Source organism: Hymenobacter miniatus, from assembly GCF_016427455.1.
GTDB classification, from domain to species: domain Bacteria; phylum Bacteroidota; class Bacteroidia; order Cytophagales; family Hymenobacteraceae; genus Hymenobacter; species Hymenobacter armeniacus.
In genome coordinates this window covers 23848-49933 of sequence record NZ_JAELXR010000009.1, presented here as the reverse complement: position 1 = coordinate 49933, position 26086 = coordinate 23848, and the positions used below count along the sequence as shown (strand labels likewise).

The window sequence follows — 26086 nt, the reverse complement described above, 5'->3', positions numbered from 1 at the left end:
ACTTTGAAATGCAAAGTTCTTTAAAATACTTTTGCTGTGGCCTTGCCAGTCGCCAGCCTAGTGTGTGCTTGGCTGTTGGGCACGAGTTCCTGCGCGTATTTCTTCACTAGCTCCGGACGAGTCCGGCTTTCGTTCCATGCACAGCTTACGCAATCCGAAATGGCTTTTCCTGACGAATACTTTCCCAACAGCGGTGCTGCTGCTGCTCTGCTCCGGCGAGTTCGCGGTGGTGCACACGCTGCTGCCGGCCAGCAGCGTGGCCCTGTGGCAAGCGTACGGGCTGGCGCTGCTGGCCATGGGGGTGGTGGCCGCTTGCTATGCGGGCACGCAGCTGGCCCGGCAGCGGCCCTTGGGGGGCTGGTTTAGCGTGGCTGTGCTGGTCGGCTACAGCTTGTGGCTGTGCCTGCTCACGGTGGAGTCGAACAAGCTGTTGCCGCCGGGCGCGGTGCCGCGTTGGATGTTGCCCACCGAGCCGCTGCTGATGGCCTGGACTTTCCTGATGCCCACGCTGGCGTACGCCATGCTGGTACTGGTGGCCAGGTTCACACCCGACGACCAGCCCCACAGCGCGGCGCCCAACATCTTGCTGGCGGTGGTCACGCCGTTTGGGTGGTGGCTGGTATTCTCGGTGGTGAGCTGGATTGACGACCACACGCGAGGCGCTTCGGCCGAGCCCTACACGCCCGGCCGCTGGGACGAAGTGGTCGGTACCCTTGTCGTGTTCGGGGCGGTAATCAGTACGCTGAGCTTCTTTTTTTTTCTGGTGCGGGCGCTGTTCATCATCACGCAGCACCGGAATGGCTTCTGGGCTGAAACCAGCCTGGTCTGGAAAGTTGTCATTACGCTCGTGTTGCCATTGGTGGGGTTGGGCGTAAACAACGGCCTGCTGTTTGGGCAGGGCTTTCATCACAGCGACAGCGGCGTATTCGGCAATTTCACCAGCCCATGGTTTTATGCTTTGGCTGCGCTGAACGCCCTCCTGCTGTGCCTGCCCGACAGCCCCCGGCCAGGGGTGCGGCTGGTGCAGCTGCTGGGCCGGAGTGCGGTGTTTGGCTACACGTTCTATTTTTTCCTGGTGTTCCTGCCCTTTCTGCCGCTGGCCATTCCGGCCATCATCCTCATTGGTACCGGTTTTTTGCTGCTGGCGCCGTTGATGTTGTTCGTAGTGCACGTGCGCCAGCTACACGAAGACGTGACCGCACTGCAACTGGTGTTTTCGCGGGCCGTGGTGCGGGCCGCACTGCTGGGTGGGCTGGCGGTACTGCCCTTGGCGGTTACGGGAAGCTTCTGGCACCGGCGGCAAGTGCTGCACGAGGCGCTGGCTTATGTATACACTCCCGACTTTAGCAAAACCGAGCACATCGACCCCTCGGCGCTGGCTGCCACGCTCGCCGTGGTGCGCCAAAACAAAGACCGAAACATGGATTTCCTCTTCGGTTCGCAGCAACCCTACCTGTCCACGTATTTCAACTGGCTGGTGCTCGACAACCTCATGCTATCGGAGGAGAAGCTCAGCGAACTGGACCGCATTTTCATGAGCGCCTCGTCAGGCTACCGGTGGGCGCCGGGGTGGGCAAACGACGCACCGCAGCCCGCCTCCTCGGCACCGCAGCTGCGCGAGGCAACCGCCAGCAGCACCTACGACGCTCGCCAGCAGGCCTGGGTGAGCTGGGTAAACCTGGAGATTGCCAACCCTGTCTCCGATATTCAAAACGGCGAATACAGCACGGCCATCACCCTGCCCATCGGCTGCTGGGTGAGCGACTATTACCTGACCATCGGCCACCGGCAGGAGCGGGGCATTCTGGCCGAAAAGCGGGCGGCTACCTGGGTCTACGCCCAGATTCTGAATGAAAACCGCAGCCGCGACCCCGGCCTGCTGGCCTACCGCCGGGCCAACGAAATTTCGCTGCGCGTATACCCCGTGTCGGGCAGCGAGGTGCGCCGCACCCGCATTCAACTGTTGCACAAGGAGCCGTGCACCCTCACCATCGATGGCCGCGTGCTGACTCTGGGCGACTCCACTTCCGCGCCGCCGGTGGCCGCCCCCGTGGCCTTGCCCGGCAGCGGCGTGGCCTACGTGAGTGCCCTGGCTAAGCAGCGCCTGCCGCTGGTTCAACGCAGGCCGTACTACCATTTTTTGCTCGATGCCTCGGCGGGGCAGTCTTCGGCGGCTTACGAAACACGCGTTGCAGACGTGCTAGCCCAACCACTGCCCAACGGGGCGCCTGCGCGGTTCAGCATCGTAAATGCGGCCACTACGCCCGTGCCCGCGGGCGCCGACTGGACGGCGCAGTTACGCCGCACGCCCCTTACCGGCGGTTTTTACCTCACGGGCGCCATACGACGGGTGTTGTTTGAGGCGCAGGAGCACCCGGCCGCCACCTACCCGGTGCTGGTGGCCGTGACCGATGACCTGGCCCAGGCCGTGCTGGCCCCAGACTTTCAAGAGTTCAGCAGCGCCTTCCCCGAAAGCGACGTGTTCTACGTGTTGGGCGCCGATGGGCAGCTCGTGCCGCATTCGCTGCGCCACGATGCCCGCACGCCGCTGGCGACGGCCCCACCCGCAGGCGCGGCAGTGGCCGTGCGGGCCTGGCCTACCGCCGTCCGGCCCCGCGCTTACCTTCCCAATACCAGCACGCCCAGCATCGTGCTCAGCCAGCGCCCGGCCGTGCCCGCGCCCACCGCCGCGCCCGGCAACCGCTGGCTCACGGGCCTGCTGCTGAGCGGCTACCACCAGTGGCAAACCTTCCACCCCGAGGCGACCGAGCAGGAGCGGATACCCTTCATTCAGGCCAGTTTCCGGGCGGGCATTCTCACGCCTTTCACTTCTTTCCTGGCGTTGGAAAACGACGCCCAGAAGGCTGCGCTGTTCCGTAAGCAGGCCGAGACGCTGGCGGCAAATGCCTCACTCGATACCCTGGAGAAAGATGCCCCGCCACCGGCCCAAACGCCCGTGGACGGCGGCGCCGCCCTGCTGCTGGCAGCCGGCGTGCTGCTGGCCGGTTGGTACCTGCGCCGCGCCCGACCGGCGGCTGGCTAAGGGGGTTACAGCGTCACCGAAAGGCGCATAAAAAAAGGCAGCTCCCCAAGGGAAGCTGCCTTTTTTTTATGGGTAGGCAAGAGGTTACTGCACCACCACGCGGCTCACTTGCGTGGCCTCGGGGGTCGTCACCTGCACCATGTACAGGCCGGCTTTCAGCGCCGTGGCGTCGATGGTCAGGTCGGCACCGGTGAGGGGCTGGGTTTGGGTGAGCACCACGCGGCCGGTGGCGTCGCGCAGCACCACGGTAGCCGTGCGGGCCGAGGTGCTGGCCAGGTGCAGGTTGAAGTTGCCCTTGGTGGGGTTGGGGTAGAGCTGCACGGTGCTGGCCTGCACCGTGCCGGTGCGGGTGGCCAGGGCAATGCGGCAGGCCGTTACGCCCTGGTTTTGCTCGGCAATGCGGGCGGCGTACTCCTGGTAGTACTGGTTGGCGATGCGCTGGTCGTGGATAACGAGGGTGTTTTCGTCGTTCTCGGTGTCGGCCGAAGCCGTCCAGTTGTGCGAGCCCACGAACACCGTCGGGTCCGACTGCGGGGCGCTGGCGTCCACAATCAGGGTTTTGTGGTGCATGATGCCGGTGCGGTTGTCGAGCAGGTAGCGCGTGCCCATGCCGCTCCGAATGGTGCGGAACACGAAGCCGGCCACGCCGCTGGTGTCGTTGGTCAGGCCGTCGGAGCACTGGCCGATGTTGCGCAGCGTCACCTGGTCGGCAATGGCGCGGCCGATGTCGGTGCGCGTCACCAGCATCGACAGCACGTGCAGGTCGTAGTCGGCCGTGCGCACGGTTTCGATGAGGTGGGCGTTCACGTTGTCGGTGGGCGAAAACCACGATTCCACCTGCTTGCCGCCGATGACGAGGTAGTGGGGCGTGTTGTCGGTTTTGCGCGAGCCAAACAGGGGCGTGCCGGGCGTGGCCGTGGCGCTGCCCCACATTTCGTTGAATTCCAGCGTGTACACGCGGGCCAGGCTCTGGTCCTGCACGGTCACCACGTTGTTGCGGTCGGTGCTGAGCTGGGCGCCGGTCCAGTTCGTCGAGCCGGTCCACACCATGGGCACATTGGGGTTGGTGTTGTTGGCGTCAATCACCACAAACTTGTTGTGCATGATGGAGCTGCCGCTGCTGCCGGTTTGGGCCGGGCGGAAGATGCGCGGAATGGCCGCGTTCAGGCTCCCAATGCTCACGTTGGCGTTGTCGTCTTCGTAAATCACGCGCACGGCCACGCCGCGGGCCTGGGCCGCATTCACAGCCGCCAGGATGGTGGGGCTGTTCCAGTTGTAAATGGTGATGTCGAGCGTTTGCGTGGCGCGGCCAATGTAGCGGGCCAACGTATCGGCCACGCTGCCGTTGGGGGCGTACACGGCTGCGTTGCCGGCCAGGGCCAGCGTGTTGTCGACGGGGCGGGTGAAGTACGTGCGCATGCGGCCTGACGAGAGCGAAGCCGTAATCATGGGCACCACGCGCGACTCCGAGCGGCCCACGCTGTTCACCGACACGGCCTGCACGTAGTACACCGTGGCCGGCTGCAGGCCGGTCAGGGTTTGGGTGTGGGCCGTGGTGAGGGCGGTGTTGCCGGCCACCGTCGTGAACGTGCCGGTGGGGCTGGTGGCGTACGAAAGCTGGGTGTTGCCGGCGTTGGCCGTGTTGAACGTGACCGTGAAACCGGTGGTGCTGATGTTGGTCGGCTTCGGCGTCGACGTCAGGTTGGGCGTCAGGCCCTGGATGAAGTCGCCGTACTTGCGGTTCAGCAGCTGGTAGCCGCCCGTGGTGGACGTGGCCGACGAGCTATACTGGCTCATGATGCCCACGGCGTCGAAGGTGCCCGTGGGGCTGGGCTTGCCAATCAGGCCGTCGGGGCCGTTGGAGTTGGTGGGCACGTAGGTGACCAGCGTCGAGTTGTTGTTGAGGCGGTAAGTGGTGTTGGCCGTGAACGACGTCACCGACGCGCCGCCGGTCGTGTTCACCGACGTCAGGCCGTTGATGCGCACCAGCATGCCCTCGTACTGCTCGGCGTAGGCCGAAGCCGCCTGGGCCGACGGAAACACCACCGGCGCCGGAATGGGCCGGTTGCCGGCCAGCACGGTCACCGACGTGATGGGGTCAATTTCGAGCAGGCCGCGGAACATTTTCAACCCGCCCGTTACCTGAATGCTGTCGCCGGGCACGAGCTGCGACACCAGCGGGCCCGTTGCGCCGCCCGTCGTGTACACCCCGATGCCGGCCGTGCCGTCCTGAATGTAGCGAATGATGCTCACCGACGAACCCAACTCGTCGCCGTTCGTCACCGTGCCGCGCACCGTCACGGTGGGCCCTTGGGTGGTGTTGGTGGTGGGGGCCAGGGCCCGCGCCGCCGCAATGGTAATGGGGGTCTGGGCTTGCGCGGCGTGCCACGAGGTGGCGCACGCCAGCAGCGCCAGCAGGGTAAATTTCTTCATAAAGAAGCGAGTGTGATGAAACGGTTAGGTCTTTAAAAATGTGGGAAGCCGAATTACAAAGATGCTGAATTTCAACGAAACCAGCGGCTCTGCCCCCCGGCCGGCCCAACACGGGCTCCTAGTTTTTGGTGCCCGGCCGGCTCCGTTTGCCGCTGCTGGTGATGAACGGCACGGGCGTGGCCGTTTCGGTGCCGGCGGCGTTGCGCGAGCTCACCTCCACGTAGTAAGTGGTGCCCGGAATCAGGTCGCTCAGCGTGAGGCTGTGACGGGTGGTGAGGGCGGCATCGGTCCGGACTTCCTTCAATTCCTGGGCATTGAGGCCGTAGCGCACGCGGGTGTCGCCGGCGTTCAGCGTCGAAAACACCACCGTGAAGCCCGTCGGGCTCACGTCCACGGGCACGGGCTCTTCGGTGAGGCGGGGCAGGCCGCCGCCCAGCACCAGGTCGGAGGCCAGGCGCGGCAGCAGCTGGTAGCCGCCCGTGCCGCTGGGCGAGTACTGGCTCAGCACGCCGCGCAGGTCAAAGGTTTCGGTGGGCGGCGGGGCATCCACGAGGCCGCCCGGGCCGGTGCTGGCGGCGCCCACCCGCACCAGCGTGCCCGGCTGCCCGTTGATGAGGTAGTTGGCGTTGCCGGCCAGGGCCGTGACGGGCGTACCGGCGGGCGTGAGCAGGCGCGGCACGCCCGTGATTTCGAGCAGGCGGCCTTCGTTGGCTTCCACAAACGCGCTGGTGGCTTGGGCCAGGGGCACTTGCAGGGCGCGCAGCCGCACGCCGCCGGCCAGCTTGTGAAACGAGGCCACGGGGTCCATTTCCAGCAGGCCGTTGTAGAGCTTCAGCTGGCCCGTCACCTGAATGCTGTCGCCGGCGTGCAGCTCGCCGTAGCCCGGCAGCTTGGCCGGCTGGGCGTAGAGGGCCAGGCCCGCCTCGGCGTCCTGGATGTAGCGGATGTTGCCCATCTCGGCGCCGTTGAGCACCACGGCGCGCACCGTGACGGTGCTGCCGGCCCCGAGGGCCCGGGCGGCTTTCACGGTGAGAACGGGAGGAGCGGCGGGGCCGGGGGCGGCCTGTGCGGTGGCCGTCAGGCCGGCAAAAAGCGAAACGAAAGTGAGCAGCTTGGTCATGGCGTGAATTGAAGAATATGTAGACCGAGAAAGAAGAGCTTACGCAAATCTCGTTATAAATTCTTCATTTGCTGCGCTCATTCACCATAAATGCCTCGCTTTGCTGCAATGCTATTTTGTCACAAAATATTAACTTCCGGATGAAGCTCGACCGCAAACTGCTCGCGCACGGAGGCTATGATTTCTTCGGCCAGCTGCCGCACTTCGGCGCCGGTGGCACCGCCGTGGTTCACCAGCACCAGGGCCTGGCGGGCGTGCACGCCGTGGGTGCCCGCGCCGGCGCCGCGGCGCAGGCCCTTCCAGCCGGCCCGCTCGATGAGCCAGCCCGCGGGCACCTTCACGCCGCCGGGCACGGGGTAGCCGGGCAGGTCGGGGTATTGGCTTTTGAGCTGGTCGAACTTGGCCTGCGACACTTCGGGGTTCTTGAAAAACGAGCCCGCGTTGCCGATTTCGGCCGGGTCGGGCAGCTTGCTGCGGCGGATGTGCACCACGGCCCGGCTCACGTCGTGCGGGGTGGGCTCGCCCTCGATGCCCATTTCGGCCAGCGTTTCGGCAATGGCGCCGTAGCGCACGTTGGGCCGGGCCTGGCGGTGCAGGCGTAGCACCACGGCCGTGACCACAAATTGTCCTTTGAGCACGTTTTTGAAGACGCTTTCGCGGTAGCCGAAGCCGCACTCCTCGGCCGTGAACACGCGCAGCGCGCCGGTGGCAATTTCAACGGCTTCGAGGCGGTCGAAGGTGTCGCGCAGTTCGGCCCCGTAGGCGCCGATGTTTTGCAGCGGCGCGGCGCCCACCGTGCCGGGAATGAGGGAGAGGTTTTCGATGCCGCTCAGTTGCTGGTCCAGCGTGTATTCCACGAGGCCGTGCCAGCTTTCGCCGGCCCCGGCTCGCACCAGCGCGGTGTGGGTGTCGGCGTCTTCGCGCAGGATTTCCAGCCCGCGAATCTCGTTTTTGAGCACCACGCCGTCGAAGTCTTGGGTAAAGAGCAGATTGGAGCCCCCGCCCAAAATGAGTTTTTCGGCGGCCTGTACCTCGGGCCGCTGCAGCAGCTCGCGCAGCTCATCGGCAGAAGCAAAGCGGGCGAAATAGCGGGCCTTCACGTCGAGGCCAAAGGTGTTGTAGGGGCGGAGGGAAACGTTTTCTTCGAGAACCATGCCGCAAAGGTACCGGCGGCCGGGCATGGCGCGGGCCTGCAATCGCGAGAGATGTTTGTGCTTCGACCGCCCCGTTTGTACCGTTCTTAAGCAAGTTGTGCTCTTAAATAGCGGTATTTGTGCCAATCGCGGCGGGCTTATACCCCTGGTGAGGAACTTGTGCTATTCGGTTGCGCAAGTCTTGGGCTGCTACGGAGTTGGGCATAAGGCAAGGATTCTTTGGCGACCTTTGGCGCCATGGATACCAAGCAAGCCATCCGTCTGAGCAAGTTTCTGAGCCTACACCTGCGCCACCAGCCGGCCGCCATCGGCCTGAGTTTGCAGGAGGGCGGCTGGGTTGGCGTGGCCGAACTGCTGGCCGCCTGCGCGGCGCATGGCACGCCCATCAGTCCGGCCGAACTGGCCGAAATTGTGGAAGGCAGCGACAAGAAGCGTTTCGCCTTCGATGCCGCCGGCACCCGCATTCGGGCCCAGCAAGGCCATAGCGTAGAAGTTGATTTGCAGCTAGCGCCCGCCGTGCCACCGCCCGTGCTGTACCACGGCACGGCTCCGGCCGCCCTGCCGGCCATCCGGCGTGAGGGCTTGCAGAAAATGGACCGCCACCACGTGCACCTCTCGCCCGACGAGGAAACCGCTCGGCGGGTGGGCGCCAGGCGGGGCCGGCCCGTTATCCTGAAAATCGATGCGGCTGGGTTGCACGCCGCGGGCGGCGTTTTCTACGAGTCGGGCAACGGCGTGTGGCTGGTGGATGCCGTGCCACACTCGTTTATTCAGGAACTGTAGAACGGGGAATTACCGTACCCGGTAGCCGCTCAGCGCATAAAACAGCAGGTACAGGTAGCACAGCGCCGGCACCACAAACGCCACCCGCAGCCCGCCGCCGTGCGTGGCCAGCCAGCCCATGAGCGGCGGAATGAGCGCCCCGCCCACAATGGCCATAATCAGGTACGACGAGCCTTGTTTGGTGAACGGCCCCAGCCCGGTGATGGCCAGCGGGAAGATGACGGGCCACATGATGGAGTTCATCAGCCCGCAGAGCACGATGAGCCACAGGGCCGTTTCGCCGGTGCTCAGAATGCTCGCGCCCACCAGGGCCACGCCCGCCGCGCACACCGCCACCAGCAGGGCGCGGTTGTGAAACTTGAGCAGCAGCGGGATGCCCACCACGCGCCCAATCAGCGAGCCAAACCAATACGAGGACACCAGCACCGCGCCCACGGCCTTGGTGAAGCCGGCGGCGGTGTCGATGGGGGCGGGGTCCTGGCCGAAGAGGACGCCCACGTAGTTGGTGGCCACGTTGAGGCCGCGCACCAGGCTTTGGGTGAAGCTGGAAAGCTGCTGAATGCCCTGCGACTCGCCGTAGCGAATGAGGAAGGAGCCCAAGCCTACTTCCACGCCCACGTACACGAAAATGGCCACCACGCCCAGCACCAAATGCGGGAACGCCAGCGCCGACGTGCGTCCCGGTGCCATGGGCCGGGCCTCTTCGGCCGCTTCTTCGGGAATGCCTTCGATGTCGGGCAACTTCACGAGGAAGAAAAACATGGCCGCCAGCAGCACCAAAAACACGGCCAGGCCGATGTAAGGCCCTTTCACAAGCTGCGATTCCTCCGCCAGGCGCTCGCTCAGCGGCAGGGCCGCCAGCCGGGCTTTCAGGGCCACCGAGCCGCCAAATAGCACCAGGCCGCCCACCAGCGGCGAGAGGCTGCCCCCGAAGTTGTTGGCCACGCCCACCACGCTCACCCGCGCCGCCGCGCCGCGCGCCGGACCCAGGATGCTCACGTAAGGATTGGCCGCTACTTGCAGCAGCGTGATGCCCGCGCCCAGCGTCGCCAGCGCCGTGAGAAACAGCGCAAATGCCCGCGAGTTGGCGGCCGGAATGAAGAGCAGCGCGCCCACGGCCATCACCAGCAGGCCCACCACAATGCCGCGCTGGTAGCCCAGCTTCCGCAGCACCCAACCGGCCGGCAGCGACATCAGAAAGTAGGCCCCGAAAAAGGCCGACTGCACGGCCGAGGACTGCAAATCGGTGAGCTGGCACACGTCCTTGAGGTAGGGCATGAGCACGTCGTTGAAGTTGGTGACGGCGCCGAACAGGAAGAACAGCGTGGTCATCAGCACCATGGGGCCGGCGTAGGAGCGAGCGGGTGCGGCAGTGGTAGCCGCTGAAGAAACTGGAATAGCCATACGCGGCGGAAGGTACAAAAAAGCCGGCCACATAGGGCCGGCTTTAAGGAAGGATTACGTGATAAAGCGAGCGGGCCGACTTGGCAAATCCAACCCACGGATAAGCAATAACGGCTGAATGACTGCTGCTAGCGAGCAACTGCCGGCAGTTGCACTACTGTCGGCTGCTTCATTCTCTGGTTGTAATCGGCAACGGTGCCGTAATTCCGGAACCCCTCCATGTAACTTATTTTCCAGGCACCGTTCACTTTTTTCGCTTTCATCGCATAGCTGAAAGGAGGGGCTATGCCGTCTTTTTCATCCCAGGTCCAGTTGAACGTGGCCGTGTCAGCACCAAACTGCAAATTCCTGAGGGTAAGCCGCTGCCAGTAATTGTCGGGGTTGTCCTGACAGTTACACCAATCATCAGCATCGGAATACCACAATGGAATGCCGTCGTTTGCGTTTCGCCATTCAGCACTTGCTTGTCTGACCGATGAATCAATCGTCAGGGCAATTGCCCGGTGCCTGGCCAGGAATTCATTGGAGAAAAAGCCGGTCTTTTTAAAAGCTGCATGATTTTTATTGTAGGCGGCCCAGTCGATGCCTGTGAGTAGGCTATCGGATGGGGTGTTGACCTGTAGCGGGAATCCGTAGTTTGGGTATTTGGTTACGTGCCATTCGTAGACGTTTCTCACCAACGCCGTGAGCTCAACACTGTCTGGGTTTATACGGGGCGCGGTGCCGGATTTTGGAGGGCTCACTAACGACGCGGCCTTGGTGCTGCCAGCGCCTGCTTGCCGCTGGACGACAATTTCAGCAGTTGGATTTGAAGTTGGGGAATTGCCGCAGCCGGCGAACGTGAGAGCCACTAGCAGTATGGCAAACAGGGGGATTCTGCGGCGCATTTTAAGGTAGTAATTAAACGCTTGCCCTATCAGGCTGTGTTCAGGTTGGTTGGTGTGTTGCTAAAGCTACAGGCTGCAGCGGAATAGTTGAATCAGCTTGACGGTTGCCAGGATAGCAAATCAACGCAAAGGGACAGAAGTGTGAGTTACAACAAGGGCGATGAATGCTTTCGCCGGAAGAACATTCACGATTGCCCGGACGCGTAGGTAGAGAAAAAAGGAAGCTCAATGCCGCGTGGGCTGGTTGAAGGACTTTCCCCGCGCGCTATTCCCGACCTTTGTGGCCGCGGACTACAAAGTCCGCGCTACCTATGCACCTCACCGCCACCACCCAGTTCGGCCTGGAAGAACTGCTCGCCGACGAGCTCTACGACCTTGGCGCCGACATCACGCACGTGGGCTCCCGCGCCGTCGAGTTCATCGGCGACCACCGCCTGCTCTACGAAGTGGCCCTCTGGAGCCGCCTTTCCATGCGCCTGCTGCGGCCCTTCGCCGCCTTTTACGCCGCCGATGAAAAAGCGCTGTACCGCGAAGTAAGTCGCATCGACTGGCAGGACTTCATCGGCCCCGGCCAAACCTTCGCCATCACGCCCGTCGTGAACCGCTCCACGTTCGAGCACTCGCTGTTCGTGGCTCAGCTCACCAAGGACGCCATCGTGGACCAGTTTCGGGCCCGCACCGGCGAGCGGCCCAGCATCGACACCCGCAACCCCGACATCCGCCTGCACCTGCGCATGACGGAGAACGAAGTCATCCTCAGCCTCGACGCGGCCGGCGACTCGCTGCACCGCCGCGGCTACCGCCAGCACACCAACGAGGCCCCGCTGAACGAGGTGCTGGCCGCCGGCCTGGTGCTGCTCTCGGGCTGGGATGGCAAGCAGCCGCTCATCGACCCCCTGTGCGGCTCGGCCACCATCCTCACCGAGGCGGGCCTGATGTGCCAGCGCATCGCGCCCGGCCTGTTTCACCAAGGCAAGTTCGGCTTTGAAAACTGGTACGACTTCGACCCAAAACTCTGGGAGCAGGTGCGCGAAGAAGCCAAAGCCCAACGCCTCGAAGAGCCGCAAGCCTACCTCGCCGGCTCCGACCTCGACCCCAAAGTCATCGACATGGCCGCCGCCAACATCACCGCCGCCGGGCTGGAGGACTGCGTGCGCCTCTCGGTGCGTGACGTGCGCGAGGCCGCCGCGCCCGCCAAGGAAGCGCCCGGCATCGTGCTCACCAACCCGCCATATGGCGAGCGAATAGGGGAGGAGGCCCAGATGGCCGCTTTGTACAAGACCATCGGCGACACGCTGAAAACAGGGTTTCAGGGCTACAATGCCTGCGTTTTTACCGGCAACCTGGAGGCGGCCAAGAGCATCGGGCTGAAGCCGGCGCGGCGCATTCCGCTGTTCAATGGGCCGATTGACTGCCGGCTGTTGAAGTATGAGCTGTACCGGGGAAGCCGGCGGGAAGCCAGGTCGGCGCAGCCGGGGGACCTCACCCCCTGACCCCCTCTCCAAAAAAGAGGGGGCACCGGCTCTGCTCCTGTTGACTAGACAAAGAATCGACTTCACGAACCGGTGCCCCCTCTTTTTTGGAGAGGGGGTCAGGGGGTGAGGTTGATGCCGGGTGGTGCTACCTTACCTGCACGGAAGCCCCCAAGCTCAGCGGCCCGCAGGAGCACATCTATACCACCGACCCGCGCACCTGGGAAAAGCGCCTGAAAGCCTACGCCCGCGAAAACCGCAAGCAGTCCACTCCCGCCGAGCACAAGCTTTGGCAATGTTTACGCGGCGCGAAGCTGGGCACAAAGTTCCGCCGTCAGCACGCCATCGGCTTTTTTATCGTTGATTTTGTCTGTATTGAGGGCAAGCTGATTATCGAACTCGACGGCGAAATTCACGCTAAGCCCGAGCAAGCCGAATACGACGCGGGCCGTACCTTCACGCTAACGGAATTAGGCTACCGCGAACTGCGTTTCACCAACCAGCAAGTGCTAACCAGCTTGGACAAAGTCCTCACGGAAATCGCCCAAGCCCTAAAAGAAAAATCCCCAGAACACCCGTCTGGCTCCCCCTCTTTTTTGGAGAGGGGGCCTGGGGGTGAGGTTACCCGTCACAACATGCCCGAACTAGCCACTGCCCCGCCCATCATGCAAGCCGCCCGCCAGGCCCTGAAACGGTATTACGGCTACGACAATTTCCGGCCCATGCAGGCCGACATCATCCAGAACATTCTGGGGGGCAAAGACACCGTGGTGCTCATGCCCACCGGCGGCGGCAAGTCGGTCTGCTTCCAGATTCCGGCCGTGGTGTCGGAGGGCACCTGCGTGGTGGTGTCGCCGCTCATTGCGTTGATGAAAGACCAGGTGGAAGCCCTAAAAGCCAACGGCATCGCGGCGGCCTACATCAACAGCAGCGTGGGGCAGTCGGAGTCCAACGACATTGCGCGGGCGGCCGTGAGCGGGCACCTGAAGCTGCTGTACGTGTCGCCGGAAAAGCTGCTGAGCGACGGCTTCTTGCAGTTTCTGAACCGGGTCAACATCAGCCTGTTTGCCATCGACGAGGCGCACTGCATTTCGAGCTGGGGCCACGATTTTCGGCCCGAGTACACCCAACTCGGCGCGCTGCGGACGCACTTCCCCCACACGCCCATCATCGCCCTCACGGCCACGGCCGACCGCCTCACCAAGCGCGACATCATCACCCAACTCAACCTGCACGAGCCCCGGGTGTTCCTCTCCAGCTTCGACCGGCCCAACATCAACCTGCTCGTGCGGCCGGGCCAGGACCGCATGGGCTCGGTGCTCGACTACATCGCGCGCCACCCGCAGGACCCGGGCATCATCTACTGCCTTTCGCGCAAAACCTGCGAAACCGTGGCCCAGAAGCTCATCGCCAAAGGCGTGAAGGCCGGCCACTACCACGCCGGCATGACGCCCCTGCAGCGCGGCAAGGTGCAGGAAGCTTTTTTGCAGGACGATTTGCAGGTCATCGTGGCCACCATCGCCTTCGGCATGGGCATCGACAAGAGCAACGTGCGCTGGGTGATGCACTACAACCTGCCCAAAAACATCGAGGGCTACTACCAGGAAATCGGCCGCGCCGGCCGCGACGGCGCGCCCAGCACCGCCATCCTGTTCTACAGTTTCGCCGACGTGATGCAGATGCGCGAGATGGTGACCAAGGACGTGCCCGCGCGCCAGGCCCAGCTCAACACCGCCAAGCTGGAGCGCATGCAGCAGTTTGCCGAGGCCGCCAGCTGCCGCCGCAAAATCCTGCTCAACTACTTCTCCGAAACCCTGGGCGAAGACTGCGGCAACTGCGACATCTGCCGCAACCCGCCCACCACGTTCGACGGCACCCTCATTGCCCAGAAAGCCCTTTCGGCCGTGTTCCGCAGCCGCGAGCGGGTGGCCATCAACCTGCTGATTGACATCTTGCGCGGCATGCGCAACCAGGCCGTGCTGCAGGGCGGCTACGACCAGATTAAAACCTACGGCGCCGGCTCCGATTTGCCCTACCTCGACTGGTACAGCTACATCCACCAGATGCTGAACGACGGGCTGTTCTACATCGCCTACGAGGAAGGCTATGCCCTGAAAATCACGGAGCGCGGCCACCAGGTGCTGAAGGGCCAGCTCGCGCTGCCGCTCAAGAAGTTCCAGCCCGCCGAGAAGGCCGAAAAGCCCACCCGCGCCAGCAAGAAAGCCGCCAACGCTGCTTCTACGGCTACCGTCGGCACGCCCGAGGCGCAGCTGTTTGAGAAGCTGCGCCGGCTCCGCAAAGCCATTGCCGACGAGCAGGGCGTGCCGCCCTACGTGGTGTTTTCGGACGCCACGCTGCAGGAAATGGCCGCCGAACGGCCCGTCAACCGCGTGGGCATGCTGGGCATTTCGGGCGTGGGCATGAAGAAGTTCGAGACCTACGGCGAAGCCTTCATCAAGCTGATTCTGGAGGACGGCGGCGGGCAGTACGTGCCGTCCGATTCGGACAGCATGTTCAACGAGCCGCGCCCGCGCCTGGCCAAGGCCGAGAAAACCGAAAAGTCGGCGGGCGACTCCGAAGATGCCACCGTGCAGTTTCACCACATGGGCCTCACGCCGGAGGACATTTCCGAGCGCCGCGGCCTGGCCCTGAGCACCGTGAAAACGCACCTCTACACGGCCTACGCCAAGGGCCGCGAGCTGCGCATCCACGACTTCGTGAGCGACTCGGAGCTGGCCGAAATCCTCACGGCCCGCGCCCAGCTCGGCAACGAGGCATCGCTGCGCGACCTGTTCGACCACCTGCGCGAGAAGTACGACTACTTCCAGCTGCGCATGGCCGCGCTGTACCACAAGCGCCTGCGCGGGCAATAATTCCGATAAGCCAATGTTGCAAGCAGGCCCGCCGGTACCCACGGCGGGCCGCTTCAGTTTATTTGCCGGCTATCGCCCGAACGCGCTGCTTTTATGCTCCGAAAAATCGTCCTCTTTCTTGCCGCCGCTTTCATCGCCGCCTTCGCGGGCCTGATGCTCACCAAAACGCTGCCCTACTACACCTTTGAAAAGGGCATTAACTTCCTCACCACCAAAAGCGACGAAACCAACGATAACCCGTTTTTCCGACTGGGGTTCTACGTGCACATCACCACCAGCTTGGTGGTGCTGGTGCTGGGGTTGCTGCAGTTTCTGCCGGTGCTGGCGCGGCGCGGGCCGGGGCTGCACCGGCAGATGGGCAAGGGCTACGTCATCGGTATTCTGGCCCTGGCGGCGCCGTCGGGCCTCATTCTGGCCCGCTTTGCCAACGGCGGGCTGGCGGCCCAGGTGGGCTTCACGCTGCAGTGCCTGGTGTGGTGGGGCTGCACCTGGCGGGCCTACCAAGCGGCCCGCCAGCGCCAGTGGAGCCTGCACGTGGAGTGGATGCTGCGCAGCTTCGCCGTGACACTGGCCGCCCTGGCCCTGCGCGGCGAGAGCTACGTGATGTACTACGTGTTCGAAACCAAGCCCATTGAGACGTATCTGACGGTGACGTGGCTGTCGTGGGTGGGCAATTTGATAGGGATGGAAATTCTACTGGAAACAGGGCTGGGGCGGTATTTCCTGCGGGAGTTTATGCCGGAGCTTCGCAGTAAATTGGCGGCATGAAGCAAACGTACTACCCGTTTTTACTAGCTGGGCTGCTGGTTGCCTGCCAGCAGCAGAAACCGGTTGCCGTCAACGTTGCAGTAGATGCCAGCGCGCCCGTTCCAGTGGCCAAAGACGGCGAAAAAGCGTTGCCGTCGCTATTCGCCGCTGCCGATACGCTCACAGGACCCATGCGGCAGCTGCTGCGCGAAATCGATTTGTCGAAGCTGTGGCAGGGCGATACCCAATATCGCCGGGAGAACCCAACGCTGCAGGGTTTCTTCGGCCCCGACCATTACCGGTTTGCGCTGGCTTTTACCAGTGTGCAGCGCGATGCCCGGCACCCCGAGGTGTACCACGTGCGGGGCAAATGCCGCTACCGGAAAAATATCCGGCCGTTCGAGGGCACACTCACGGTGCGGCAGGTTGCTGATTTGGATGCGCCCTGGGATTACGATGAATTCACGCCCCAGCAGCAAGACTCGACCCTGACGGAAGCGGCCGCCAACGATTCGGCCGAGGCGCAATATGAGCGCGCCCGGCAGCTGTCGCATCCCTACACCTTGCGCGCCGAACTGGCAATTCAGGAAGCAGCGGCCCCAAATAGCGGCGTATTTCGCGGAGAAGCCGTGCTCAATTTTCACGTTGCCAGCCGTGGTCGGCTGGACTACGTCACGGCCCCGTTTGTGCATAAAGGCGTGCCTGCCAACGGTAGCGAAATGCTCGTGCACGGCGCGCGGCGCAACCTGACGACCCGGGAAGTAAAGACGTTTGTGGTAGCCGCTGACGTGTTTGCTGCGGCCCCGGAGGTGTACAAAGATTTCGGCATCGGCGACCGGGGTGGCGAAGTCAACCCCAAATACGCTAAGCTGGGCTGGAACGAGGTTTGGGAAAACGACGAATGGTGGGCCGCCTCGCCCAAGCCCTCGCTCAGCCTGTAATACTAAAGCATAGCCATACACCGTTAGGAACTGCGGAAGCGCCAGCTAGCCCCGTTGCCGGCCTTCACTCACTGTTTTTCGCGGTATTATGCGTTTTCACCTGTTGCTGGCGGCCCCCGTGCTGCTGCTCGGCGCGGCGCGGCCCCTGAGCCCGCCCGCTGGCCTTGCCCTCCCTCACGCGGCGCCCGCGCCCGCCGCCCTGGCCGCCCCCGGCGCCATCCTCTCCAATGCCGCCCGCCAAGCCCTGCTGGCCCGCGCCAACCTGGGCAAGCTGTGGCAGCACCAGCCCCAGAGCGGCACCGAGGACGTGCTCAACGGCTGCTTTGGCTACGACGGGCGGCGGCTGGAATTTGTGTTTACCACCGTGCAGCCCGACGCCAAAAGCCCCGGCCGCTACCGGGTGGCCGGCAAGTTTCGTTGCTACGGCGACGTGACGCCCTTCCGCGGCAGCATCGAGCTGCAGCAGGTGCAGCGCCTCACCGCCGAGCAAGCCGGCTATTACGAGAACGACAAAACCCAGGCGCCCATCTACTGCGCCACGGGCAGCTTTGCCCTGCGGGCCAGCAGCAGCGCCGGCCTCGGCGGGCAGTTCAGCGGGCGCGTAGCCCTGGACTTCAAGCTGCCGCCCGGCCACCGGCCCGAGCTGGCCATCTATACCCACGACCCCGCCACCCGCAACGGCGGCTTGCTTTTCGACGGCGAATGGCGCGAAGATGCTGCGGCCGAAACCGCCGTGCCCGCCCTCTGGAAGCAGGGCACGGCCGTGACGCGGCAGGTGCTTGCGCGTTTCGACATCGGCGAGCGCAACGCGTTCGTCAACCCCAAATACGCCCGCGTGGGCTGGAACGACTTCTGGAAAAACGACGAATGGTGGGCCGAGCGACAACTGGCTCGACGCTAAAGTGGTGGGCAGAAAATTATTAGCTAAGTGAATTAGTAACTTCGCACTTGCGTTGCTAACTTCACCAGCCGAATTCGCGTTGAAACCAACGCCATTCCCGGCCGCTGCCCCTCCCGATGATTAATACCAACCTCAAGTTTTGCCGGCGCGAGCTCGCCCTCACGCAGGCCCAGATGGCCGACAAGCTCGGCATCAAACGCTCCTTGGTGGGCGCTTACGAAGAAGGCCGCGCCGAGCCCCGCCTCGCTACGCTCGTCAACATGGCCCGCTTGTTCGGCATCACGCTCGACCAGCTCGTGACCACCGACTTTAGCAAGAAGAAGAACGCCAAGATTATTGGCTCGGTGCCGGCCCCCGAAGCCGGCGGCGCCGAAGACGACACCGACCCGCCCACCACGCCGGCCGGCGGCAAGCTCCGCATCCTGGCCCTGACCGTGGACAAGGACCAGAACGAAAACATCGAGTGGGTGCCCCAAAAGGCCGCCGCCGGCTACCTCAACGGCTACGCCGACCCCGAGTACCTGGAGGTGCTGCCCAAGTTCCGCCTGCCCATGCTCTCGAACACGGGCACGTACCGGGCCTTTGAAATTGCGGGCGACTCCATGCTGCCCATTGCCAGCGGCACGGTCATCGTGGGCCGCTACGTGGAAGACTGGAGCACCATCAAGGACGGCACGCCGTGCATCGTGGTGAGCAAGCGCGAAGGCATCGTGTTCAAGCGCCTTTTCAACAAGCTACGCTCCGGGGCCATGTTTGTGCTGCACTCCGACAACCCCAACTTCTCGCCCTACGACCTGAACGTGGACGACGTGCTCGAAATCTGGGAAGCCAAGAGCTACATCAGCAGCACCTTCCCGATTGCTGAGCTGTCGCTGGAGCGCGTGGCCAGCCTCGTGCTCGACCTGCAGCAGCAGGTGGCGCTGCTGAAAAGGGCGTAGCCAGTAGAACGCAAGCGTAAACCGTCATGCCGCGCGTAGCGGAAGCATTTTGCTCGACCGTTTTCTTGTCCTCACAAAGCCCTGCCGCGCTCGCGGCGGGGCTTTGCCGTTTGCTGGGCCTAACTTCTGAGGCAACTGGCCCGTATGCGGGGCACGCCCACCCTTACGCGCCACCCTCTATGCTCAAATACATTTCCGCTGCCGACCGCCACCACGCCGCCCCCGCCGCTTGGCTCAGCAGCTATTTTCTGTTTTCGTTCGCCGATTACTTCGACCGCGACAATATGCATTTTGGCCCGCTCCGGGTGTTCAACGACGACAGCGTAGCGCCGCAGTCGGGCTTTCCGCAGCACCCGCACTCAGAGATGGAAATCGTGACGCTGGTGCTCGAAGGCGAAATCCAGCACCAGGACACGATGGGCAACAAAACCACCATCAAAGCCGGCGAAGTGCAACGCATGACCGCCGGCACCGGGCTGGCCCATTCCGAATTCAACCGCCAGGACAAGCCCCTGCACCTCTACCAGTTGTGGTTCATTCCCGGCCAGAAAGGCCTGGCGCCCAGCTACGAGCAGAAGGACATTGGCTTCATCAGCGGCAACAAGAACGAACTGGTGCCCCTCGTGACCGGCCAGAAAGTGCTGGAAGACGTGGTGTACATGAACTCCAACAGCACCGTGTACTGGGCCAACCTGGACTGCGGCAAGGAAATCGAGTTCAAGACGTTTCCCATTCGCCTCACTTTCATTTACGTGAAAGAAGGCGTGATTTTCGTGAACGGCACCGAGCTCGGCCCCAACGACCAGGCCCGCATGACCAACGACGACGTGGTGCATGTGCGCGCCAGCAAGGACGCCCAGTTCATCCTGATTGACCTGCCTTCGAGCGAGTCGAACTACTAGCTTTCCAACGCGTCACCGAACAAAAAAAAGCCGGCCTCCAGGGGCCGGCTTTTTTTGTTCGGTGCCAAACGGCTAGAAATTATACGTGACGCCCGCCGAGAAGCCGGTCGACTTGCCGATGTTGCGGCCGGCCACGTAGGTGCTGGCGCCTAGCGTGAGGCCGAAGCCGTTGGCAATGGGGCGGTAGGCGCTGGCCCCGAGGCGCACGTAGTTGACACGCGTAGACGGAAAAAATCCGTTGAAGCCGGTTTCTGAAATGTCGGTGCCACCGTTCGATTCCTGGAAGGAGGCGAAGCCTTCTACGTAGGTTTTGGGGCCGGCGTAGCCGATTTTGGCTTCGCCGATGAGGGCGTGGGGTACCGGGCCGGTGCGCAGGCTGTAGCCAATTTGGCCGGTGGCAAACACGCCCGACGCCGTTTTGAGGTGCGCTACGCCGGCGGCCGTGTACTTGGTGGCGCGGTTGCCGATGGCGATGATGTAGCCGTAGCCGGTGTTGCTCTGGTAGTTGCTCAGGGGCGTGCTGAAGCTGACCACCCCGAGCAGGTCCAGGATGCTGCTGCCCAGCTCGCGGCTGTAGGTTTTGAACTTGAACAGCGCCGTCACGTCCTGAAAGCCTTGGCGCACGTTGGTGTAGCCTTGGGTGGAATACAGCGCGTTCAGGTCGTTAATCACGGTGCCCGGCGCTTTGCCCTTCGACTGGATATAGGGCAGGCTGAGCACCACGTCTACCTTGTCGGAGAGGCCGTAGGTGCCGTAGAGGTTCACGGAGTTGACGCGCACTTCCTGGAAGATGGGCACGCCCTCAATTTTTTCTGGGGCCAGGTAGGCACTGGTGTAGCTTTCGGTGGTGCCCGACACCACCACCGAGCCGTGGTGCTTACCGGCCATAAAGCCGCTCACCAAGCTTTGGGCGCGAGCGGCTGGAACGGAAGCTGCCAGCAGGAGCGAGGCAACGGCCAGGGTAACATATTTTTGCATAATATCAAGAATGCTTAAGAAGTAAGAGGGCGCGAGCGAGTGATTGGGTAATTGCTGCAAAGCATCAATGGCGCAATTTACGGGCTGATTCAGGGCTTCGGATTTACCTTAGCGCAATCCGACGGCCCGCGAAATGCGTTTGTATTCAGCCTGGTATGGCCAACAACTCTATTTGCCCGATGAACCTTACGATTTACCCGATGAAAAATTATTTCCCTTCTAAAGCCGGCGTGCTGCTTCTGGCACTTTTGGCATTGGGTGGCTGCGCCAAGAACAGCGAAGTGGCGCCAACCATAACAAACATTGCCGTCACCAACCCCGACTTCCAGACGCTGGAAGACGCCGCCATCCGCGGCGACGTGGCCGTGCTGCTCGGCAACAAAAACGAAGCCGACCCATCGGGTAACTTCACCGTGTTTGCCCCCACCAACGCGGCCTTTGCCCGCCTGGGCCTCAACTCGGCCGCCGACCTGACGGCCCTGCAGCAGCCGTTCCTGCGCAACACGCTGTTTTACCACGTGTTCAGCGGCACGCTGCCGGGCGGCGCCCTCGCGCCGGGCAGCACGTCGGCCTCGGCGCTGGGCCTCACGCGCCGCATCATTCAGCGCCCCGACGGCAGCCAGTACGTCAACGGCTCGAAGATTCTCGGCAAAGACGTGCAGGCAGCCAACGGCCTCATTCACCCCATCGACAAAGTGCTGCTGGCCACGGGCGCCGACGTGCTCAACTCGGCCCTGGCCCTGCAAAGCGGCAGCGTGTTTGTGAAGCCTGAGCTCACTTTTTTGGTTGAAGCCGTGGTGTACTGCAACCTGCAGTCGGCCCTGACGGGCACGCCTGGCAGCGCCAAGCTCACCGTTTTTGCGCCCACCGACCAAGCGTTTAAGGACCTGGGGGTCTTGCTGAACGTGCCGCTCAACGTGCCCGCCGACATCCGCAAGCTGCCCGTGGCCACGGTCACGGCGGTACTGCTCAACCACGTGGTGGTGGGCGGCACGCAGGGCGGCAAGTTCACGCCCGAGCTGCCCGAAAATTCCACCATCGCCGCGGCCGGCGGCCCCATTGCGCTGGGCGCCTTCACCAACGGCGTGCTCACGGCCAAAGGCAACGGCAATGCTACCCCGGCCAACATGGTGATTCCCGACGTGCAATGCACCAACGGCGTGGTGCACGTCATCGACCGCGTGCTGCTGCCGTAGCTGGCGCAACAATACAAAAACGCAAAAAGGCCGACTCTGTGTAAGAGTCGGCCTTTTTCATGCTCGTTATGGCAGCTTACATGGTGTATTTCCGGCCTTTGTTTTGGGCTTTCAGGTAGGCCATCAGCGGCTGGAAGTAGTCGACCATGGCGCGGGCCGAGAGGTCCTCGCCGGTTTTCTCTTTCAGCACCACGCGCCAGTCGCGGCTGGCGCCCGGGCGCATGATGTCGCGCAGGAACTGGCCTACTTCCTTGCTGCCGTAATAGTTGGTGGCGTGCGGGTCCTGGTGCAGAATGTTCTTGGCAATGTGGTCGTGCAGCTGAAACAGTATGACGTAGCTCAGGGCGTAGTCGTAGTACTGCGCGGGGTCGTCGTTGATGTGGGTTTTGGTGGCCGGGTCGAGGTGGTTTTCGCCGCGCGCGGTGGGCGGCACCATGCCCTGGTACTGCTTGCACAGGGCCCACCACTTGGCGTTGAGCTGGTCGGCGGGCAGCTTGTCGGCGTAGAAGCTGTTTTCCCATTCACTCATCACGCCCGAGGCGAAGGGGATGAACACCACGTAGTCCAGCGCTTCCTTGAGCAGTTGCTGGGTCTGGTCGGTTTTGGTGCCCGGCTTCACCAGGCCCAGGCCTTCCAGGAAGGGTTGCTGCTTGGCGGCCAGGCCCATCATGCTGCCAATGGCCTCGTGGTAGGCGCGGTTGGCGCCCTGGCGCAGCAGCGGCGGCACGTCGGGGTTGGAATAGGACTGGTAGTAGAAAATGTGGCCCAACTCGTGATGGGCGGTTTCGTACCACTCGGTGTTGGCCTCCACGCTCATCAGGCTGCGCAGGTCGTTGTTGAGGTCGATGTGCCAGGCCGAGGCGTGGTTGTTCTTTTTGTAGGTGGCGTCTTTGGGCAGCGGGTAGAGGCTGCTTTTCTCGTAAAACGAGGCCGGCAGCGCCGGAAAGCCCAGGCTCTGGTAAAACCGCTCGCCCTGCTTCACCTGCCACTCGGCACCTTTTTGGGCCAGCACGGCGTCCAGGTTCAGGCCTTTCACGTCCACCATCGAACCCCAGCTCTGGCCCCAGCGGTTGGGCAGCCAGTGGGCGGGCAGGTAGTCGGGCACCTGCTTCACCTTGTATTTCTTGGCCAGTTCGTAGCGGGCGTAGGTGTGCAGCTCGCGGTAGAGCGGGCGCAGCTCGTCGTTGATTTTGCGCACCAGCGCCATCATTTCGTCCCGAGTCAGGCCGTAATCGCTGGCCTGGTAGGTGAAATAGTCGGGGTAGCCCAGGGCCTGCACCGTCTGGTTGCGCAGGTCGCGCAGGTTCAGCAGGCCGTCTTTCAGCGTGGGGCCGATGGCCTTGCTGGCTTCCCACACCTGCTGGCGCTTCTGCGGGTTGGTTTCCTTGCGCAGCAGCTCGTCAAGGTCGTTGGTCGTCACGGACTTGCCGGCGTATTTGTAGTCGAAGCCGTAGAGCTTTTCGGTCTGCGCGGCTTCGGCGCTGATGCGCTTTTTTACCACGTCGGCCACGGTTTGGGGGTTGTTGGCGGCGTTGTAGAGGGCCGTTTCCAGCTGCTTCACCTGCAGCTCGGTCAGGGCGGATTTGTGGCTCAGCAGTTCGCGCAGCTGGCGGATGTTGTCGGCGCTGCCGGTAAAGGCGGCCATGCGCTGGTTGGCGCGGGTGGTGGCGCCGGCGTTGGCCGTGTCGCCGGCCACGATGTGCGTGTTCGAGCGCCACTCGGCCTCGCTCGACGCGGTGTAGAGGCGCACGTAGTCGGCGTTGTAGCCGTCCAGAAATTGCTGCGCCTGGGCGCGGTAATCGGGGGCCGTGGGCGGCACGGTGGGGGCCATCGGGGCGGCCGGCGTGGTGGCCACGGGTGTTTTCGCGGTGGGCGCGCAGGCCGCCAGCGTGGCAGCGGCCATGAGGGGAAGCAGTTGCTTTTTCATGGGGCAAAGAAATGCATTTTGCCAATGAAAAAAGGTGCGTCATGCTGAGCTGGTCGAAGCATCTCTACCGCGAGAGTAATTGATTTACCTCCACGGTAGAGATGCTTCGACCAGCTCAGCATGACGTTCAAGCAGTTTGCGCCTGCCCCAAGTGGCATTCCTTGTATTTCTTGCCGCTGCCGCACGGGCACGGGTCGTTGCGGCCAAATTTGCGGCGGTTGCGCAGGGTTTTCAGCCATTCGCGCGGGTCGGTGGCAAAGCGCAGGAAGCGCTTCTTGGGGTTTTGGCGGAAGGCCCGGCTCAGCAGTTCGTACAGCTCGGGGTGGTTTTCCTGCAGCTTCTCGGGCTTCTCAAAGAAATACTCCGTGACCACGGCAAAAAACTCGGCCTCGTTGGTGGCGGCGTAGGGGTTGATTTCGGACTTCCCGGCCTGAATGGCGGCAATTTCGCGCTGCATCACGGCGGCCCAGGGCTGCAGCAGCTCGGGCGGCAGGGCGGCTTTGGGCAGGCCGTCAATCACGCCGTCGGCCTCGTCGAGCAGGTGGGCGAATTCATGAATGCCCACGTTCTGCCGGTCCAGCCCGTCGCGGAAGCCCTGTTCCAACGACGCCTTCGAAAGGCGCATGTAGTGCTGGTTTTGGAAGTTCTGCACCGAGCCCAGCAGCGTGCCCTGCAGCGGCTTCACCTCCTTGTCGGGGTCGTTTTCCAGCTTCCAGGCATCGGGCACAATGAGCACCTCGCCCAAGTTGCCGTATTCCCACTCCGGAAAGCCAAACACCGGAATCAGGGCCGAGGCCGCCACCAGCAGGCGCGTGACGTCATCGACCTCTGTTTGCACGCCCGTGATGCGCGTGCTGGCCAGAAAAACCTGCACCTGCTTCTCAAACCGCACTTTTTCCTTCTTCGTGAGCGACAGGTAAAACGCCACCCGCTCGGCCAGAATCTGGCGCCAAGCGGCCGGAAATTCTTCGGCCAGGGCCTCGGTGCGGCGTCGGCTGTCGGCGGTGGCGTAGCGGTAAAAAGCGTAGAGCACGGCCGCCAGCACGGCCAGGGAAATCAAATAAGGCATGGCCGCTGGTACGGTGCCGGCCCGCTGGGGTTGGGTTAGGGCCGGGCGACAGCGGTGGCTTTGGCTACGTCTGGATTGCGACTGAGGCGGTAAGTTAGTCCCAGGCGCATCGCGGCAACGCCCAGGGCATCAAGGCTCACGGCCACGCGCTGGTTGCGCCAGCCCAGGCCGAGCTCCGGAATAAAAGGCACGGTGGGTTTGCTGAGGTCCTCGTCATTGGGCGTGGCCGCTGGGCCGTCGGTGATGCGGACGTTGGGCGCAAAAATCCGATTGCCCTCCACGCCAAACCCCACAAACAGCCGCTGCGGCCGCCGCGACCGAAAATGAAACCGCAGGCCCACCCGGCCCGAGGCCAGCCCCGCGCGGTAGGCAAAGGCGCTGTACACGGGTTCGGACACCGTCACGGGCTTGTTGTCGATGACGACCGTCCGCTCGCTCGTGTACGCCAACGTCCGGCCCTTGCCGTCGAACAAGCTCACGCTCAGGTCGCTGTATACCGATATGGAGCGGTTGGGCAAAAATACTTCGCCATACACGCCGGCAAACGGACTGTTTTGCCGCTCGCCCGTGCCGTACCCGCCCAGCTTCAGGGTGCGGCCCCCGGCCACCACGCCGGCCTGAAACGCGGGCCGCTTTTGGCTGATGGCCTGCGCCACCCACGAGGCCGTGGGCGCACGTTCAGCCGCGCAGGATTCATTGTAGGCCAGCACCACGCGGGCCAGCCCCTCGGGCGTGAAGGCCGCGGCGCGGGCGGCCGAGCTCGCGGCCGGGCAATCGCCGAAATACTGTTCCAACTGCGCCTGGTAATTATTGGCGTCGACCACCACCATCTTACCCATTGAGCTTGCGCGCAAGTAGCTGCGCCCGCTGAGGTCGAGCACGGGCTGGCCGGGGCGCCGCACGAAGTAGTGCGTGGCGCTGTAGCGCACCACCCGCAGCAGCGAAGCGGGCCCTTCCAGCAGCACTTCGGCCAGCAGAGAATCCGTGCGCACGTCGGGATGGTAGCCTTTGGGCAGGCGGTCGAGGCGGGTTTCGGCGGCGTGGTCGATGGGCAGGGCTTCGAACCGGAAATACCGGCCCCCGGCAAACAGCACGGTGCGCAGGTGGCGCGGCAGTAGCGTCACGGCATCGGCCGTGGCAGTGGGGCGGAAATGAATGAACTTGGGCGGGTCGAGCCAAAAACTGTTTTCGATTTCGCCGCGCAGCGTGTCGCCGTTGGCGCGCACCAGCAGGCCGGGCTCATAAGCTTGGGCCATGCTTTGGGTGACGGCGCTCGTAAGGAACAGAAGCAGAAACAGTAGACGTGCGGGCATGCGCG

General features: G+C 63.4%; 19 protein-coding genes and 1 pseudogene. 11 read left to right on the top strand and 9 right to left on the bottom strand.

Going from position 1 to position 26086, the window contains the following annotated elements; genetic code table 11:
• Positions 1 to 136: 136 nt before the first annotated feature.
• On the top strand, positions 137 to 3043 hold the full coding sequence (locus JAO73_RS14875; protein ID WP_198977856.1) for an MSEP-CTERM sorting domain-containing protein: 2907 nt from the start codon (positions 137 to 139) through the stop codon (positions 3041 to 3043).
• An 84-nt stretch (positions 3044 to 3127) separates the two neighbouring features.
• Here the strand turns inward: JAO73_RS14875 and JAO73_RS14870 are convergent, their stop codons facing one another.
• The 3 genes from JAO73_RS14870 to murB all read right to left on the bottom strand — a co-directional run bounded on the left by JAO73_RS14870 (position 3128) and on the right by murB (position 7750).
• Positions 3128 to 5476 (bottom strand): phospholipase D-like domain-containing protein, encoded by a 2349-nt coding sequence (locus tag JAO73_RS14870; protein ID WP_198977854.1) that lies wholly within the window; start codon positions 5474 to 5476, stop codon positions 3128 to 3130.
• A 118-nt stretch (positions 5477 to 5594) separates the two neighbouring features.
• Entirely contained in the window at positions 5595 to 6596 is a 1002-nt protein-coding gene (locus JAO73_RS14865) for a hypothetical protein (RefSeq protein WP_198977851.1), read from the bottom strand.
• A 119-nt stretch (positions 6597 to 6715) separates the two neighbouring features.
• A complete protein-coding gene (gene murB, locus JAO73_RS14860; protein WP_198977850.1) occupies positions 6716 to 7750 on the bottom strand; it encodes a UDP-N-acetylmuramate dehydrogenase in 1035 nt (344 codons plus the stop codon).
• A 237-nt stretch (positions 7751 to 7987) separates the two neighbouring features.
• On the opposite strand from murB, the gene JAO73_RS14855 reads away from it, so the two are divergent.
• Positions 7988 to 8533 (top strand): RNA 2'-phosphotransferase, encoded by a 546-nt coding sequence (locus tag JAO73_RS14855; RefSeq protein WP_198977849.1) that lies wholly within the window; start codon positions 7988 to 7990, stop codon positions 8531 to 8533.
• A 9-nt stretch (positions 8534 to 8542) separates the two neighbouring features.
• Here the strand turns inward: JAO73_RS14855 and JAO73_RS14850 are convergent, their stop codons facing one another.
• The gene (locus JAO73_RS14850) at positions 8543 to 9937 is read right to left on the bottom strand and encodes a sugar MFS transporter (RefSeq protein ID WP_198977848.1); all 1395 of its coding nucleotides are present in this window, start codon (positions 9935 to 9937) and stop codon (positions 8543 to 8545) included.
• A 128-nt stretch (positions 9938 to 10065) separates the two neighbouring features.
• On the bottom strand, positions 10066 to 10788 hold the full coding sequence (locus tag JAO73_RS14845; RefSeq protein ID WP_198977846.1) for a hypothetical protein: 723 nt from the start codon (positions 10786 to 10788) through the stop codon (positions 10066 to 10068).
• Between the two features lie 347 nt (positions 10789 to 11135).
• Between JAO73_RS14845 and JAO73_RS14840 the strand changes: the two genes are divergently transcribed.
• From JAO73_RS14840 to JAO73_RS14810, 8 genes and pseudogenes are all read left to right on the top strand, one after another.
• The gene (locus JAO73_RS14840) at positions 11136 to 12317 is read left to right on the top strand and encodes a THUMP domain-containing class I SAM-dependent RNA methyltransferase (protein ID WP_198977845.1); all 1182 of its coding nucleotides are present in this window, start codon (positions 11136 to 11138) and stop codon (positions 12315 to 12317) included.
• A gap of 86 nt (positions 12318 to 12403) precedes the next feature.
• Positions 12404 to 12790 (top strand): annotated as a pseudogene (locus tag JAO73_RS23505) (endonuclease domain-containing protein); the annotation flags it as partial.
• Positions 12791 to 12931: 141 nt separating this feature from the next.
• Positions 12932 to 15169 carry a DNA helicase RecQ gene (gene recQ, locus JAO73_RS14835; RefSeq protein ID WP_233169220.1) on the top strand — a complete coding sequence of 746 codons (2238 nt, stop codon included), beginning with the start codon at positions 12932 to 12934 and terminating at the stop codon, positions 15167 to 15169.
• A gap of 93 nt (positions 15170 to 15262) precedes the next feature.
• Entirely contained in the window at positions 15263 to 15937 is a 675-nt protein-coding gene (locus tag JAO73_RS14830) for a DUF2306 domain-containing protein (protein ID WP_198977843.1), read from the top strand.
• A complete protein-coding gene (locus tag JAO73_RS14825; RefSeq protein WP_198977842.1) occupies positions 15934 to 16857 on the top strand; it encodes a hypothetical protein in 924 nt (307 codons plus the stop codon). The genes JAO73_RS14830 and JAO73_RS14825 overlap by 4 nt, the downstream gene beginning before the upstream one ends.
• Positions 16858 to 16945: 88 nt before the next feature.
• Positions 16946 to 17758, top strand: coding sequence for a hypothetical protein (locus JAO73_RS14820; protein ID WP_198977841.1), 813 nt, complete (start codon positions 16946 to 16948; stop codon positions 17756 to 17758).
• A gap of 116 nt (positions 17759 to 17874) precedes the next feature.
• On the top strand, positions 17875 to 18696 hold the full coding sequence (locus JAO73_RS14815) for a LexA family transcriptional regulator (protein ID WP_198977840.1): 822 nt from the start codon (positions 17875 to 17877) through the stop codon (positions 18694 to 18696).
• A 179-nt stretch (positions 18697 to 18875) separates the two neighbouring features.
• Positions 18876 to 19598, top strand: coding sequence for a pirin family protein (locus JAO73_RS14810; protein WP_198977839.1), 723 nt, complete (start codon positions 18876 to 18878; stop codon positions 19596 to 19598).
• A gap of 72 nt (positions 19599 to 19670) precedes the next feature.
• Here JAO73_RS14810 and JAO73_RS14805 read toward each other — a convergent pair whose 3' ends face one another.
• Positions 19671 to 20576 carry a hypothetical protein gene (locus JAO73_RS14805; RefSeq protein WP_198977838.1) on the bottom strand — a complete coding sequence of 302 codons (906 nt, stop codon included), beginning with the start codon at positions 20574 to 20576 and terminating at the stop codon, positions 19671 to 19673.
• Between the two features lie 200 nt (positions 20577 to 20776).
• Between JAO73_RS14805 and JAO73_RS14800 the strand changes: the two genes are divergently transcribed.
• The gene (locus JAO73_RS14800; RefSeq protein ID WP_190924657.1) at positions 20777 to 21772 is read left to right on the top strand and encodes a fasciclin domain-containing protein; all 996 of its coding nucleotides are present in this window, start codon (positions 20777 to 20779) and stop codon (positions 21770 to 21772) included.
• Between the two features lie 76 nt (positions 21773 to 21848).
• Here JAO73_RS14800 and JAO73_RS14795 read toward each other — a convergent pair whose 3' ends face one another.
• From JAO73_RS14795 to JAO73_RS14785, 3 genes are all read right to left on the bottom strand, one after another.
• Positions 21849 to 23699 (bottom strand): M2 family metallopeptidase, encoded by a 1851-nt coding sequence (locus tag JAO73_RS14795; protein WP_198977837.1) that lies wholly within the window; start codon positions 23697 to 23699, stop codon positions 21849 to 21851.
• A gap of 127 nt (positions 23700 to 23826) precedes the next feature.
• Positions 23827 to 24768, bottom strand: a complete 942-nt coding sequence (locus JAO73_RS14790) for a M90 family metallopeptidase (RefSeq protein WP_198977836.1) — start codon at positions 24766 to 24768, stop codon at positions 23827 to 23829.
• A 35-nt stretch (positions 24769 to 24803) separates the two neighbouring features.
• Positions 24804 to 26081 (bottom strand): hypothetical protein, encoded by a 1278-nt coding sequence (locus JAO73_RS14785; RefSeq protein WP_198977835.1) that lies wholly within the window; start codon positions 26079 to 26081, stop codon positions 24804 to 24806.
• Positions 26082 to 26086 lie beyond the last annotated feature (5 nt).